Below are 14,930 nucleotides of genomic sequence, written 5' to 3' on the forward strand. Positions count from 1 at the left end.
TCTTCGCTAATTGCTTTTTCAAATTGTTCCGCCCTTTGTTTTCAATATATTTGCAGATTAATTCTGTTTAATGAAGCCTTTATTAGAGATCGTTCAAGAATATTTTACTTCAGTTATTGCTGAGCCCATTGTCAATACCGAAATCATCCCCTTGAGTGGTGGCGATAGACGTTATTTTCGTTTTAATACTTCCCAAAAATCTTATATCGTTTGTTACAATGAAAACGTAAAGGAAAACGAAGTTTTTTTCTACTTTACCAATCATTTTAGGTCGGTGGGTTCTCCCCTACCTGAGATTCTATCTATCGATACCGAACAAAAAATCTATATCTTAGAGGATTTGGGCAAGGAGTCTTTACTCAATAATCTTGAAGCCAAAGGGTTCTCGGATGAAGTTTTTGAACTCTATAAAAAAAGTTTGTCAGCATTGGCTAAAATGCAAATACTAGGTGCAAAAGATCTGGATTTTGAAAAATGTTTGACCGCAAAAGAATTTGGCAAACAAGCTATATTGAGCGATTTATTGTATTTCAAATATTACTTTATTGATACCCTCAAAATCGCCTACGACAAGCAGCAGCTCCTTGAGGATTTTGATGCTTTGGCAACTTATTTGACCAAAACTGAACACAAAATGTTTATGTTTAGGGACTTTCAGAGCCGAAATATCATTGTGAACGAAGGTGAAGTGAGCTTTATAGACTACCAAGGTGGCATGCGTGGTGCATTGCAATACGACGTAGCCTCCTTACTTTGGCAAGCCAAGGCCGACTTGAGCAATGATTGGAAAAACGAACTTTTGGAATATTACATTTCTGAAATTGATAAACTATTGCCAGAACCTGTCCAAAAAGATGTCTTTGTGAGACAATATTACGGTTTTATAGTAATTAGGCTTCTCCAAGTGTTAGGAGCTTATGGTTTTAGAGGACTATTTGAACGAAAAGCACATTTCTTATCTAGTATTCCATTGGCACTTCATAATCTCAAATGGTTCTTGGAAAACAGAAAAGTGGGATTAATTGTGCCTACTTTAGATCATATTTTGGCTCAAATCACGAGTGACGAAATCATCAAAAGATTTGAGACTCAAAAAGCCGATGAAACCACGCCATTGATAGTAAAAGTTAAGAGCTTCAGCTACAAAAAAAGTGGAATACCTAAAGATGAAACTGGCAATGGAGGAGGATTTGCGTTTGATTGCAGGGGAATTTTGAACCCTGGACGTTTTGAACCCTACAAGAAAATCACAGGTAGAGAAAAAGAAGTGATAGATTTTCTGGAACAACAGACCAAAATGCCGGATTTTATGAACAATGTTTATAATATCATTGATATTTCGGTAGAAGATTATTTGGCTCGTGGATTTGACAGTTTGGCTATAAACTTTGGCTGCACTGGCGGCCAGCACCGCAGCGTGTACGCAGCCGAACAAACCGCCCGCCACCTCCGCAACAAATACAAAGTAAAAGTGGAGCTAGAACATGTGGAGCAGGGGATTAAGGAGGTGAGGTATTAATAAGGTGGAAAGGTGGTAAGTTAGAAAGGTGGTAAGTTTGATTGAGTTTTATGAAAATTTAAACACATAGTTAACATAGGTAATAACACATAGGCACATAGGGTTTTTAATCTTTGTTTCTATGTGAAAAATATTCTAAACGGGTAAAATATTAAGGTGATAAGATAAGATAATAACATGGGATTTTAAACACATAGTTATCATAGGAAATACCACATAGACACATAGGTTTTAAACTTTTTATCTAGTTAAAAAATATTCTAAAGTACTAGCTATGTGAACTATGTGGTTAAAAAAGATCAATTTATGACAAAAAATATTGCTGGATTCATATTAGCTGCTGGCCTCGGTACACGCCTGAAACCTTGGACTGATCACCATCCAAAGGCATTGGCTATGGTGAATGGAAAATCCTTGTTGCAACGGAATATCGAATACCTTCAGAAATTCGGAATTACAGATGTTGTAGTGAATGTCCATCACTTTGCCGACCAAATCATTCAAGCTATCGAAACCAACAAAGGCTGGGGCAGTAAAATAAGTATTAGTGATGAAACAGAAGAGGTTTTGGAAACTGGTGGGGGTTTATTAAAAGCCAAAAGCCTTTTGGCTGAAAATGAGAATTTCGTGCTAATGAATTGTGATATTCTCACGGATTTAGACTTAAATATTTTAATAAACCAACATAAAGAAAACCAAGCTCTCGCTACTTTGGCCGTAGCCAATAGAGAAACAAGCCGTTATCTACTATTCAACGAAAACCAAGAAATGGTAGGTTGGAAAAACATAAAAACCGAAGAAATAAAACTACCCGCTAAAGCCAAACTTGGCAAAACTGAACCTACGCCAATGGCATTCAGCGGCATACATGTGATTTCCAATGCCATTTTTGCCAAAATAAACCTCACAGGCAAGTTCGGAATGATAGACCTCTACCTCGACCTCTGTGCCGACAACAAAATAATTGGATACGACCACAGTAAAGATTTGGTGCTGGATGTTGGGAAGCCGGAGGCGGTTTTGAGGGCAGAAGGATTGTTTAAGTAAGGTCTTTTGTATTGCGATTTTTCAAATCGCAGATTATTAATAATTTTCTTTATCTACTTTTTGATTTTGCCCAAGCGATTTGAAAAATCGCTCTACTTTTAAACCTCAGAAATATTTCTTAGTTTAGTCTTTTCATATCCCCTTTAAACACATGAAAGACTTTACGATTACACACATAGGCGACACTGCACTAAGCCTACCAATGCCTTTCAAATTTATACCCGCAAAAGGTAAAACCTTTATGTTTCAGGCGGATGATAGTTCAAATCTCGGAACTAAGAGCGAAGGTATTCCCATAACCTTTGAAAAAGACTTTTGGATGTGTGCTTATCAAACTACTCAAGAATTTTGGTCTTGCGTTGTAATTGCCGCAGAGCACAAATCATTAAAAGCATTCCCAAGTTATTTTAAAGGAGAAACTCGTCCAGTGGAAAGAGTTAACTGGAGTAATGTCCGAATATTTAATGACGCTTTGAATTCGCTTTTGCACTTACAAAAAATTAGTTTTGAAAATAATAATAGAATTAATGGCAAGTTTGATCTCCCTTCAGAAACCCAATGGGAATACGCCGCTGAAGCCAACCAAGGCTTCGTTTTTGCGGGCTCACAAAACTTAAACGATGTAGGCTGGTATGATAGAAATAGTAACAAGCAAACAATGCCAGTTGGGCTTAAATTAGCTAATAAAAGTGGACTTTACGATATGAGCGGAAATGTTTGGGAATGGTGCATTGATGATTTTAACCCAAACCTTAATGATATTCCTAAAAATGGAAGTCCACATTTGGGCGAAATTAATTTAAAAACTTTTCGTGGAGGAAGTTGTTTTGGGCGAGCCAATTACTGCTGCAATAGAAGTCGAAGTGCAATTCAGCCTGAATTGAAAGGAGAAGGTTATGGTTTTCGAATTTTATTTTCTGAATAGCTATTCCAGAAAATCACAAAAAAAAGACAAAATTTACTAATATGATATTATAATGGAAATAGATTTTTTAAAAAAGCTAGGTTTTATTGAAGATAAAATAAATATCGATAGCATAAAAACATCTTTTGGAAAGGTTGTATTTGACAAAGAGGGTTTTACGTCTGAAATTATCACTCCCGATTTACGATATTATTGGGATGGAAAAAATTTGGGCCTGCACATCTCAGATAATCACTTCAACGAAATTGAAATTGCCTTAGTATTAAATAGTCTTCATGAACAACAAATTATTGAAAAGCTGTCAATATTATATATTTCCAGAACTAAAATTAGTAAGTACAATTTAGATGTATTTAATTACTCGAACTTGGAATATTTGTATTTATCCTCTAACCCAGATTTAAGAAAAATAACTTTTGGAAACACTTCTAAACTTTTCGAGTTTTACTGTTTTGATTGTCCCAAACTTAAGACCCTTTTAATAAAAGAATCAAGCCAAAACCTAATAAAAATTGATGCTTCGAAGTCTGGACTAATTTCATTAACTTTAGGAAGATCTGAAAAACTTGAATATTTAAATATACAAAATAATGAGATCGACGTCATAAATATTTCACAATTAATTAATCTCAAATACTTTTTTGCTGAAGGAAATTCAAAACTAAATATTATATGGCCCAAAAAATGGATTCAAGACAAGTTAGAAATCTTGGGATTAAACGAATCCAATCAATTATTGTCAAAAGATATTCTCGAAATAGCAAAAATTACATCAGGTAGAGAACTAAGAGAAAATCTAAAAGCATATTTAAAGTTTGAACAAAAACATGAAGATGAACTAGTCCCTATAAATCGACATCAAATAATATTATTAGGAAATACCACTGCTGGAAAAACAGAATTGAAGCACCGATTATTAGAAGAAGAAAGAACAAATTTTGATTCTACCCATGGTGTTCAGTATTTTTTGAAAAAAATTGGAGACATTGAAGTTATGGGTTATGATTTTGGTGGACAAGATTATTATCATGCGTTACATTTATCATTTTTTGATACTTTGAGTCATTATATTATTGTATGGGGAAATCATAAAAATAAAGTATGGGGAAATTATAATTCATATTTTGGGAAAACAGAAATACCGAAAGAGATTAAAAATATAGAAATTCAGAATTTACTTTACCCAATTGAATATTGGTTAAAAAGTATTCAAAAAATTTCTTTTTTAAATAACCACATGTACTATAGCTCCAAATCTCTATTTAACAAACAATATGAATTTGTTGGCAGGTTAAAATATGCTAAAGAAACTTCACAAGATATTAGTGAGGAAGAAATCGCTAGAGAAGTTTTCAAACCTAACGAAAATGAACCCATAGTTGATATAATACAAAATGTTAGTGCTAGGACATTTGAAATGTTTTTAAACAATAAAGATTTAAAGTCTACACAATATGTAAGAGTACAAGATATTTTAAGTTTTGATTTTATTAAGCCAGATGTTGGAGAATGGCTTAGAAATAAGATAAAAGAACGTTCCCAAATTCAACAAAATTCAGTTTTAAAGGCTGTAAAAGAATTTGGTGAAGGTATTTATAAAGAAGGATTGACATTAATTAATCATTCAACTTTAGAAGCTAAAATTAAAGGATTAAATATTAAATATAATAAAATCGACATTGACCAATTTAAAAATTCATTAATCAACTATAAGTATTTATTATTCCTTGGTAAAAACATACCTGAGTTAAGTCAATATTATATTGTAAACATTCAGAAATTTAGTGAATTTATTTATCAAGTGCTATCTAAGGAGTTAGCCGTAAATGAAAAAAATCAAGGGTATTTTAATAAATTAGAGGCATTTGAAAGAATAAAATGTAAGGATAAAAATGTAAAAGAATACGTATTAAACTTTCTGATAAAAACTGATATTATATTTGAAGTAGAAGGAACAGATAGTATAAATCCAAAATTTGTGGCTCCTTCTTATTTACCCAACCCTAAAGAAAAAATTGAGAATTTATTTATAGATTCTTTTGAAAGCCCAGATTGCCAGTTCGAATTTAATAATTTTTTCCATCCCAATATTATTTTACAAGTTGTTAAACATTACAAAAATGAAGGTTTATTAGTAAAAGATGATGCTAAAGTAGAATATTTACTTTGGAAAAACTGTGTTATAATTTATAACAATTCAAAAGCTTCAAAGCAATATTTGAAACTAGAACTATTACTACCCAATAAAGAATATCAAAATAGAACTCCAGTCTTCTCTATATCTCGAAGTAGTGCAGGATTAATTGAGAATGACCAATTTTATCAAGTATTTAAAGAAATTAAAAACCGACTAAGTCAATATTCACCATTAATCAAAGTTAAAACACCTTACGGAAATTATATTCCTTTTGATGATATAAACATGACTATTTCCGAAGGAAATAGTAAAAAAAGCCAGTTTGTTTATTCTGACGGCGTATTATATCCTAAATATGATTTCAGACATTTTTTAGGTGATGAATTAAATGCTCCATTAAAAATATTTATTGCTTACTCCAAATTTGATGATATTTATCGTCTTGAGCTTCGAGACCACCTTTATCCTGGTATTGCTGAAGGTAAATTTACTGTTTTTGATGACAGAGAAATGGATATGGGTGAAAAATGGCATGCAAGACTTAAAAAAGAATTAGAGCAATGTGATATCTTTATACTTTTGATTAGTGTTAAAACATTAGGTACTCCTTATGTGATGAATGTTGAAATACCAGAAGCAATGAAAAGATTTAACTTGGGAGGATTGAAGATAATACCTATTCTTGTAAGCCCTTGCGATTGGACAAAAACGGGATTAAAAGAACTTAATATTTACGACAAAGCCCAGCCAATTTCAACAAATAGCAATTCCTTTGATCTTTCTCAAGAATTGGGAGTAAATGAAAGAGCCGCAAAATGGCAAGAAATAGTAAAATATATAGAAAAAATAACTCCAAATGGAACCAACCCTTCAAACATCCCTACATCATCAAATGAGCCTGTATCAGGAGCTTATAAAGCGAATGACAGAAAACAGTAGAAATGCAAAAACTTGGTGCATTAGTATTGTTTCGGCTTTGTTGGTTTTTAGTTCTAAAACCTTGGCTTTGCCCTGGTTTGTGCTTGTTTTGCCTATTTTGCCATTAATGTATTTGGATATGTATTATTTGGCTTTAGAAACTTTTTATCGTGAGCAATACAACTTATTAAAACAAAAATATAAAGAAGGTAAAATTGATATTTTCAATGTGTATGACATGGAAAGTCCTGCAGACAAACTTGAAATTTTCTATCAAATAATTTCGAAGTCCGTTTGGCCATTTTATGGTTTGTTGTTACTTGTGGCTGGTGTTATTGGGTATTTTTTAGCTACTCAGGTTAATTGTGTAGGAGCTTAAAGGCTTGATTTGCAATTCTTATTTTATAAATTTTAACACTTTCGTTTATCACACTTAACGTTTTTGTGTTAGATTTACCACAAATTCAAATTTTGTATGGTTCAAGAGACAATCATTAACTATAAAAGTATTCTAGCGAATCTTCCGAAGGCTATAGCTGTTTCTGGATATAGGAAAGATTACATCGCCAAAAAACTTGGTATTTCACCTCAATCATTTTCAGCTAAAATTAGCAGAAAATCATTTAGTCCTGAAGATGCCGAAAGGCTGCTGAAAGTTATAAAAAATGAGGATGTAGAGGAGTTTTTTATGCTTGAACGTATGCGAGCTCTAAAAAACGACGATAATGTTTCTTATGAAGATGCCAAAAAAGAACTAGGGTGGAAATAATTCTTAAGAAGCAATTCATAAAAGAGTCGGCTAAATTGCCTGCTAAAATTCAAAGTTCTATCCGAGAAATAATTGATACTCTAGAAAGTGCTAAAACCCTTCAAAATATCAACATTGACATCAAACGTATGGAAGGCCAGAGAGCCGATGAGAATTATTTCAGAATTCGAGTTGGGTCTTATCGTATTGGAATAGAGGTTATTGATCCTCAAATAATAGTAATAACAGTTCTAAGTAGAGGCGATATTTATAAGAAATTTCCTCCAAGATAAGTTTCAATCTTTATACAATTTAAAAACTCAAAAAGTGCTCATAGACAACCACGGACGTCCGATAAACTATCTTCGATTGGCAGTGACCGACCGATGCAACCTCCGTTGTTTCTATTGTATGCCGCACGAGGGCATTGATTTTTTGCCCAAAACACACCTTTTGAGTTTTGAGGAAATGTTGCGTTTGATCAGCCTTTTGGCCGAAATGGGTATTTCTAAAGTCAGAATAACGGGCGGAGAGCCATTTGTACGTAAAGAACTAATGTCTTTCCTCTGGAAAATATCTGAGATTAAAGGCATCGAAAAAATCAATTTGACCACCAATGGTGTACTTACAGCACCTTACATTCCCGAACTTAAGCAATTGGGTATTTCGTCTATCAATCTCAGCTTGGATTCCTTAGACAGAAAGCGATTCCATGAAATGACCCGCCGCGATGAGCTACCGAATGTTTTGAAAACTTTTGGTGCCATTCTCGAAAACGACATCCCACTGAAAATCAACTCGGTTATGATGGCTGGCAAGAATGAAGAAGATATTTTTAGTTTGGTAGATTTAGCAAAAACCCACCCGATTGGCGTAAGATTTATAGAAGAAATGCCGTTTAACGGTGAAGGCGAAAAACCTGAGTATTTTATGTCTTATCACAAAATCATAGATACCATAAAAGCCAAACATCCATCACTTTATAAAATAGCTGATGAGGCAAATTCTACCTCTTACAACTACAAAATAGCTGACTTTCAGGGCTCAATCGGCGTTATTGCAGCATTTAGCCGTACTTTCTGTAGCACATGCAATCGTCTCCGCATAACACCCACGGGTGACTTCAAAACCTGCCTTTACGACGACGGCGTAATGAACCTCCGAGATATGCTGAGGGCCGGAATGAGCAATGAAGAAATCAAAGAAAAACTACAAGAATCGATTCTACACCGGGCCAAGGATGGTTTTGAAGCGGAAGCTTCCCGAAAAAGTACTGTGCACGAAAGTATGACAACAATTGGTGGGTAAACTCTAATTATTCAAAAACAGAATTATTGCTTTTTAATCTTTGCTAATTTTTTTATGCTAATTCGGAAAGATTTAAGATTTCATCATTTATAGTTTAGAAAATACATTTGCGGATTAATTGTATCGATATCTTATTTGATTTATTTATTCCTTAATTTTGGGAAACAAAAGGAAACAAACATGTCCTCATTTACGCATCTCGACGCTCAAGGAAATCCATCAATGGTAGATGTTGGCGGGAAAGCCATAACAAAGCGAACTGCTACTGCTAGAAGTGTAGTCGTTGTCAATGATGAAATCATGGCCAAGTTTAATAATGAGGAAATCCACTCAAAAAAAGGGCCTGTATTTCAAACCGCAATAATTGCTGGAGTAATGGCAGCCAAAAAAACAGGTGATTTGATTCCGCTTTGCCATCCCTTAGGTTTGGAAAACTGCCAAATATTAATCAAAGTAATTGGAACAAATGAAATCGAAATCCTTTGCACAGCATCTTTATCAGGTAAAACGGGTATTGAAATGGAGGCTTTGACAGGTGCAAGTGTGGCTGCATTGACCATTTATGATATGTGCAAGGCCTTGTCGCATGATATAGTAATCAAAGAAACGAGGTTGATTGAAAAAACAGGTGGAAAGAGTGATTTTAAGCTAAAACAATGAAAAAACACGAAAAACATAGCAAACTATCTAAGCCCGATATCGGTTTTTTTGGCAGAAATGAATTCTCTTTTTTAGGTGCTCCTTGTGGTTTTATTGAAGAAATAAGTCAAAGAATTATTTCAATTTTACTCCAAGACTTAAAAATAACCTATATAGATGCTGACCATGGTAAAAACGAAAATGATAGTTTTTCAGCAAATGTTTTTCAAGATAAAATAAGCCATATTCGACTTGAAAAGAAGAATATCAATGAATATGAGCAGAAGTTCTTTCTAAACGATCAGGATTTAATTTTGGTCAATGGAAATCATTTTCAGGCGAAAAGTCAGTTCGTGATTATAGATCCTAAAAAAGAGGCATCTTTAAAAAAGAGAAACCCGCAGCTAACAGATGTAAAAGCGTATATTTTAGCCGAAGGAGTGGAGGAAATATATCCATGGCTTAACAATGAAGTTGAAATACCAATTATCAAAACCTCTGAAATAGATAAAATTTGTGCCATTATTTTATCTGAAATAAAAAGTGCTCCGCTAAAAGCATTGATATTAACAGGAGGCAAAAGTTCGCGAATGGGTGAAGATAAAAGCGAAATAAATTACCATGGAGTACCTCAGCACCAGTATTTAAGCCAAATTTTTGAAGAATTGGGCGTGCCCTCTTTTATCTCATGCAGAGCCGAACAAGAACTCAATTATAAAACCTCTGTAATTACGGATAAATTCTCAAATCTAGGACCATATGGAGCGATTTTATCGGCATTTCAATCAGACCCAAATGCCGCATGGTTGGTTATTGCCTGTGATTTGCCTTTGATTAAAAAAGAAGACATTCTAAGTTTAATTTCAACACGAAACGCAAGGAAATTTGCTACTGCCATTCTAAATCCAGCCACGAATTTCCCTGATCCATTGTTTACAATTTGGGAACCCAAAGCTTATCTAAACCTTCTATCTTTTCTTAGTTTAGGTTACTCTTGCCCACGAAAAGTACTGATAAACAGTGACATCGAGTTAGTAGAAATTTCGAATCCGGAAATACTTAGTAATGTAAATACTCCAGAAGATAGAGAAAATATTAAAAATAGATATTTTTAAGGCAAAAATGCCTCTTTTATTATCTGACCTTATAAATTTGCTATTAATTAACACGCTAAAACAAACCCTATTTTCAATTTAATAAATTTGCTTTGAAAAAAACCATTTCGAAAAAAATAGCTCTCTTATTATTTTTTGTTCCGATTGTAATCCATTTGATTGTATTAAACAATTTTTCCATAAACTTCCCTTTTGAAGACCAACATCGGGTTTTTATGGATTTTACCTATAACTTTCTAAAAGCCAATACGCTTTCCGATAAGTTCCACATGATTTTAACGCCTGATAACGAAAGCAGGCCATTCTTAATACGTTTTTCATTATTAACCCAAATGGGTATATTCGGCGAACTGAATTTTAAAACAATGTTATGGTTTGCTAACCTTTACACAGTTTTATTAATTTATGTATTCTACAGAAAATACAAATTTTCACCTCTTTTTCTTAGTATCATAAGTTTAACAGTATTAAATCTTTGTAATTGGGAAGTTTACTTTAGAAACGATGTCGTTACTTATCAATTAGCTTCTATCGCTTTGTCAGCTTATTTATTCTATTTTGTCACGACTGATTATAAACAACATTCCCTTTTTTCAAAAATAGCCTTTTATATATTTCTATTCATAGTTCCATTTGGAAGTGCAATAGGTTTTATTGCTATTTTCTTTATTCTCATCTATAGTTTTTTAAGAAAAACGAATCCACACTGGCTTATTATTTTAATACTTTTAGGCTTTCAATTGTTTATTTATCAAAGTCATGCATCTAACGATGACCCATCAAATAGTCTTTTTGAAAATATTTTTAAATACAAATTTGAGATAGTATGGGCATATTTTGTTTCACTCGGAGGCATGTTCCAATTCTTTTCTAATTCTATAGGCTATGCATTGGCAGGAATGACTGGTCTTTTGATTTTCCTCTCAACAAGTTATTTTATTTTGAGAAATTGGCAATCAAAAACCTATGATTTTGAAAAATTATTGTTCTTGTTTTCAGCTGCATCTTTAGCTGTAATCGTACTCAACAGATACAACTATTGGTTTGTAGGCATAGAAAGCGTATTGGTTTCGAGATATAAAATTTATGGTATACTTATTTTAATAGCAGGGCTTTCATTTTTAGTAAAATACAAGTCTTCAAATTTGTTTAAATACACCCTAGTTTCTTTTTTCATAGCCGTTTATACTATATGGCTATTTAAATCCCTATTCTCTTTAAATCAAAAAAAGGAAACTAAAATGATGGATGCCTATAATTTAGAACAGAAAATGGTAAATAACGATAAGGCCAACAATACCTTTGAAGCAGGCTTTAAATACGAATATTTAAAAGAAAAAAAGGTATTTAATTCAGGTGATGTTTATAATATGGTGACTAAAATGTTAAATAATGGAGTTGTTGTTTATCCAGATAGTGCCCAATTAAAAACTGTGGATTTCGACCCTTCATTTGAGTCTGATTGGGGCAAAAAGAACACAAAATTGAGTAGAATTGAAGTGATGGGGAAATTTCCAGCGAGCAATCGATATTTTATTAAAATAATAGATAAAAACAAGCATTCGATTATTTTGAATGCTTTAGGCAGACCCTTATCAGTAGCAAAAAGAATTTTCCAAACTAAAGATGATATAGATTTTCTTTACAGAGAGTTTGAAATGAGTTATTACAAATTAGAAATGCCACTTATGTACGAAGTGATTTGCATTCAATAAAATTTACATCGCTTTTACCTCCACCGTGTCCATTTCAAAAGTTGGAACTTTATAACCACCAGTGTCGATTTTAATGTTTGGAAACTGATTGAAGTCCAGTTTCGAAAAATCAGTTTTAGATTTATACAAAAAGACTTTTTGAAGCTTTTTATGATCTTTTAGACTTTCCAGTCCTTTTTCAGTAACTTGAGTATTGCTAAGGTTTAAAGTCTGCAGATTGGCTAAACCTTGTAGGTTTTTCATTTCTTCGTCCGAAAATTCAGTTTTGTTTAAGTGTAAAATACTTATTTCCGTTAAATCTTTAAGAACTTCACTCCATGATTTGGTGTTTTTTACATTCGCCGCATTAAACCAAATTATCTGTTTTTTCAAAGACTTCATAGCCTCTATTTCTTTCTCTTGAGGTGATATTCCTCGCATATTTATCAATAAATAGTTAGAGTTAGCCGCAACTGGCAATGCTAAAATGCCTGCATTTTTTAAAATTTCTATCTTTTCTTCTAAAGCCTTTTCTACTTCTTTTTCGGGAATATTTTGTGCTGATTTTACGATTTCGGAGCCTTTTTGAAAACGCAGAAGTGTGGTCTTTATCTCTGCAGATTGCGGAATTTCGCTTACTTTTTTATCAAAAGAGGCCCCCTCTTTTATCCACCAATTTATTATTTTCAGCTCTTCGTTTGTCAATTGTGGTTTACCTTTAGGCGGCATGTGCTCTTCATCAGAGTCTTTAAGGAATAACCTTTGGCTGAGAAGGCTTTTTTCTACTTCATGAGGAATAATCAAATTTTTATTTTTCCCTCCCATTTCTATAGCTATTTGGCTGTCTAGTCTTAGCTTCCCTTTTTGTTTTTTGGAAGAATGGCAAGCATAACATTTTTCTTCAAAAATAGGTCTTACCAAATCTTCGTAAACTTTGGCGTTTTGAACATCCACTATTTGGTTTTTTTCAACAGCTTTGGTCAAGTTTAGAAAACCTTCTCCATGCGTAAGGCTCCCACCCAAATGACCAACAACCATTAAAAGTACAGATAGGCCTATCCAAAATAGTAAATTGACTTTTTGGTAATTTCTAAGAAAATAAAAAAGACATAAAATTATCGTAAATCCTATCGCAGTCCATTGATGGTCATTGACCATTTCCAGGTCATATTCGCCACTTTGCGAAAGCAAATACCCCGTAACAGAACTAAAAACGGAAGCCAAAATACTCAAACCTAGAATGAGTGGAAGTATAGCATCTATAACATCCTTTTGTCTCCAAAAAGAATAAATTTTTAGCACAAAGGCCAATAGAAAAAAGCCAATGGGTAAATGAACCAACAATGGGTGGAATTTTCCAAAAAACTCAATTATCATCCTTTATATCTGTTTTTTAGAAGGTTCAGCATAAATACATTTATTTCCCATTGGTCAGCCACAGGCACATTGGTATACGGCAATGTTGGCAGATAGTTTGGTGGCCCAAATTCGGTTAAAAATGTGATTCTTTTTGCTCCTTGCGTTTCTCTGTATTTGACCACCTTATCCCACCACTCTAGGTGTTTGTCTAAGGCTGTTTTCCATTCTGGAGCCCGTGGGTCATTTACCTGTGGCCCTTCTTGGTGACCAACTCTTGCGTGAATATGATAGGATCTTTCTAGAGCCATTTCTACGGTTTCCGCTTGGTCATCTAGTAAAGATTCATGCACATTTGTCCAATGACTTATATCCAAAGTCAGACGCATTTTTTCGTATTTCTCCAAAAATTGCCTAGTAATTGGAGCGGAATAACACATTCTTCCTCTATGCGTTTCATGTAGCACTTTTATGCCGGAAGATTCCATTTTCTCTATCGTAAATTCTATAAACTTGGCATTCTGTTTGAAACTAAAATAATCCTTGCCAGAATGGCTATTTACATACAAAGGTTTGGCTTCCAAAGCTGCATTAACAGCATTTTTATATTGTGTAAAGTGTTTTTCAAAATCCGGCCCGCTGCCTCCACAAAGAAAGCCTATCTGCAATTCGTATTTTTCGAGAGCCATAAAAAGTGCCTTCTGATCTTCTTTTTTTGTTGGCCACCAAAGTTCCAATCCATCATAACCTGCTTTTTTTACTTTTGCACACAATTCGTCAATAGTTCCTCCAAAACCCCAATCTGTGGCTAAAACAATAACTTCCAAGTCGGTTTTTGTGGATTTTTGAGCAAAAGTATCTTTAGAGGAAACCAATGCAGCCGATGTTGCGAGGGTATTGGAAAGGAAATTTCTACGGTTCATAATGAAAGTATTATTTTAATTCTATCCCAAGCTGAAAAGATAAAGCTTCTAATACTTCTCTTTTTACATTAAAACTTTCTACAATCCCATAAAATTTGGTTAATCTAATTTTATCAATTGTACGAATTTGATGACATAAAACGATTGAATCATTATCTATGCTTACTTCCTGATTAGGAAGTAATACTTCATTAGGATATATATGCCTGCCAGGTTTTAGACTTGTTATTGGCAGTATATTAACGGTGTTTACTAATTCATTTAATTCATTCTCACTAATAATTAATACTGGTCTGGATTTACCTTGTTCAGATCCAATGACAGGGTCCAAACTCGCTCTGTATATTCCCCATTTAAGAAAATCAGACATTATCAATATCTTTAAAATCCTCAGAAATATCAGAAATATCAGCTAAAAACAAAGGATCCTTAGAAGCTAATTTCATTTTATTAAACTTCTCCTCTTTTGATAAAACATTATCTTCAATTGTTACAGTTAGACTTTTTTTACCTTTAAAATTTTCAGGCAAGTCTATTACTATCTGATTGTTAATTACGCTATATGTTTTTTTCAAAGTCATATTTAAACAAATTTTCAACG

Annotated in this window: 15 protein-coding genes; 11 read left to right on the forward strand and 4 right to left on the reverse strand. The window is 33.3% G+C overall.

Annotated features, from left to right (window positions below):
• The first annotated feature begins 70 nt into the window (after positions 1-70).
• The 11 genes from EGI22_RS00095 (at position 71) to EGI22_RS00145 (ending at position 12,071) form a co-directional block, all read left to right on the forward strand.
• Complete coding sequence (locus EGI22_RS00095; protein WP_255065485.1) at positions 71-1,519, forward strand: RNase adapter RapZ; 1,449 nt, start codon at positions 71-73, stop codon at positions 1,517-1,519.
• Between the two features lie 306 nt (positions 1,520-1,825).
• Positions 1,826-2,566 (forward strand): sugar phosphate nucleotidyltransferase, encoded by a 741-nt coding sequence (locus EGI22_RS00100; protein ID WP_255065486.1) that lies wholly within the window; start codon positions 1,826-1,828, stop codon positions 2,564-2,566.
• A 151-nt stretch (positions 2,567-2,717) separates the two neighbouring features.
• Positions 2,718-3,491 (forward strand): formylglycine-generating enzyme family protein, encoded by a 774-nt coding sequence (locus EGI22_RS00105; protein WP_255065487.1) that lies wholly within the window; start codon positions 2,718-2,720, stop codon positions 3,489-3,491.
• 709 nt (positions 3,492-4,200) lie between these two features.
• Positions 4,201-6,567, forward strand: coding sequence for a TIR domain-containing protein (locus EGI22_RS00110; protein ID WP_255065488.1), 2,367 nt, complete (start codon positions 4,201-4,203; stop codon positions 6,565-6,567).
• On the forward strand, positions 6,551-6,925 hold the full coding sequence (locus EGI22_RS00115) for a hypothetical protein (protein WP_255065489.1): 375 nt from the start codon (positions 6,551-6,553) through the stop codon (positions 6,923-6,925). Before EGI22_RS00110 ends, EGI22_RS00115 begins: the two co-directional genes overlap by 17 nt.
• Before the next feature lie 96 nt (positions 6,926-7,021).
• The gene (locus EGI22_RS00120; RefSeq protein WP_255065490.1) at positions 7,022-7,315 is read left to right on the forward strand and encodes a hypothetical protein; all 294 of its coding nucleotides are present in this window, start codon (positions 7,022-7,024) and stop codon (positions 7,313-7,315) included.
• A complete protein-coding gene (locus tag EGI22_RS00125; protein WP_255065491.1) occupies positions 7,306-7,587 on the forward strand; it encodes a type II toxin-antitoxin system RelE/ParE family toxin in 282 nt (93 codons plus the stop codon). Before EGI22_RS00120 ends, EGI22_RS00125 begins: the two co-directional genes overlap by 10 nt.
• A 34-nt stretch (positions 7,588-7,621) precedes the next feature.
• Complete coding sequence (moaA, locus tag EGI22_RS00130; RefSeq protein WP_255065492.1) at positions 7,622-8,602, forward strand: GTP 3',8-cyclase MoaA; 981 nt, start codon at positions 7,622-7,624, stop codon at positions 8,600-8,602.
• Positions 8,603-8,782: 180 nt separating this feature from the next.
• The gene (gene moaC, locus EGI22_RS00135) at positions 8,783-9,262 is read left to right on the forward strand and encodes a cyclic pyranopterin monophosphate synthase MoaC (RefSeq protein WP_255065493.1); all 480 of its coding nucleotides are present in this window, start codon (positions 8,783-8,785) and stop codon (positions 9,260-9,262) included.
• Positions 9,259-10,356, forward strand: coding sequence for an NTP transferase domain-containing protein (locus tag EGI22_RS00140; RefSeq protein ID WP_255065494.1), 1,098 nt, complete (start codon positions 9,259-9,261; stop codon positions 10,354-10,356). Before moaC ends, EGI22_RS00140 begins: the two co-directional genes overlap by 4 nt.
• 215 nt (positions 10,357-10,571) lie before the next feature.
• The gene (locus EGI22_RS00145; RefSeq protein WP_255065495.1) at positions 10,572-12,071 is read left to right on the forward strand and encodes a hypothetical protein; all 1,500 of its coding nucleotides are present in this window, start codon (positions 10,572-10,574) and stop codon (positions 12,069-12,071) included.
• A gap of 3 nt (positions 12,072-12,074) precedes the next feature.
• Here the strand turns inward: EGI22_RS00145 and EGI22_RS00150 are convergent, their stop codons facing one another.
• The 4 genes from EGI22_RS00150 to EGI22_RS00165 are packed head-to-tail and all read right to left on the reverse strand — an operon-like array spanning position 12,075 to position 14,910.
• Positions 12,075-13,427: a c-type cytochrome domain-containing protein gene (locus EGI22_RS00150; RefSeq protein WP_255065496.1), complete on the reverse strand. Its 1,353-nt coding sequence runs from the start codon at positions 13,425-13,427 to the stop codon at positions 12,075-12,077.
• Positions 13,424-14,329: a sugar phosphate isomerase/epimerase gene (locus EGI22_RS00155; RefSeq protein WP_255065497.1), complete on the reverse strand. Its 906-nt coding sequence runs from the start codon at positions 14,327-14,329 to the stop codon at positions 13,424-13,426. Before EGI22_RS00155 ends, EGI22_RS00150 begins: the two co-directional genes overlap by 4 nt.
• Before the next feature lie 10 nt (positions 14,330-14,339).
• Entirely contained in the window at positions 14,340-14,699 is a 360-nt protein-coding gene (locus EGI22_RS00160; protein WP_255065499.1) for a type II toxin-antitoxin system PemK/MazF family toxin, read from the reverse strand.
• A complete protein-coding gene (locus tag EGI22_RS00165; protein ID WP_255065500.1) occupies positions 14,692-14,910 on the reverse strand; it encodes a hypothetical protein in 219 nt (72 codons plus the stop codon). The genes EGI22_RS00160 and EGI22_RS00165 overlap by 8 nt, the downstream gene beginning before the upstream one ends.
• Positions 14,911-14,930 lie beyond the last annotated feature (20 nt).

Source organism: Lacihabitans sp. LS3-19, assembly GCF_024343575.1.
In the GTDB taxonomy this organism is placed as follows: domain Bacteria; phylum Bacteroidota; class Bacteroidia; order Cytophagales; family Spirosomataceae; genus Leadbetterella.

Excerpts from the sequence above, each read along its gene's own strand:
- EGI22_RS00155 (WP_255065497.1), bottom strand. The coding sequence starts at position 14,329 with ATGAACCGTAGAAATTTCCTTTCCAATACCCTCGCAACATCGGCTGCA.
- EGI22_RS00120 (WP_255065490.1), top strand. The coding sequence starts at position 7,022 with ATGGTTCAAGAGACAATCATTAACTATAAAAGTATTCTAGCGAATCTT.
- EGI22_RS00160 (WP_255065499.1), bottom strand. The coding sequence starts at position 14,699 with ATGTCTGATTTTCTTAAATGGGGAATATACAGAGCGAGTTTGGACCCT.
- EGI22_RS00150 (WP_255065496.1), bottom strand. The coding sequence starts at position 13,427 with ATGATAATTGAGTTTTTTGGAAAATTCCACCCATTGTTGGTTCATTTA.
- EGI22_RS00140 (WP_255065494.1), top strand. The coding sequence starts at position 9,259 with ATGAAAAAACACGAAAAACATAGCAAACTATCTAAGCCCGATATCGGT.
- moaC (WP_255065493.1), top strand. The coding sequence starts at position 8,783 with ATGTCCTCATTTACGCATCTCGACGCTCAAGGAAATCCATCAATGGTA.
- EGI22_RS00115 (WP_255065489.1), top strand. The coding sequence starts at position 6,551 with ATGACAGAAAACAGTAGAAATGCAAAAACTTGGTGCATTAGTATTGTT.
- EGI22_RS00105 (WP_255065487.1), top strand. The coding sequence starts at position 2,718 with ATGAAAGACTTTACGATTACACACATAGGCGACACTGCACTAAGCCTA.
- EGI22_RS00145 (WP_255065495.1), top strand. The coding sequence starts at position 10,572 with ATGGATTTTACCTATAACTTTCTAAAAGCCAATACGCTTTCCGATAAG.
- EGI22_RS00100 (WP_255065486.1), top strand. The coding sequence starts at position 1,826 with ATGACAAAAAATATTGCTGGATTCATATTAGCTGCTGGCCTCGGTACA.
- EGI22_RS00095 (WP_255065485.1), top strand. The coding sequence starts at position 71 with ATGAAGCCTTTATTAGAGATCGTTCAAGAATATTTTACTTCAGTTATT.
- EGI22_RS00165 (WP_255065500.1), bottom strand. The coding sequence starts at position 14,910 with ATGACTTTGAAAAAAACATATAGCGTAATTAACAATCAGATAGTAATA.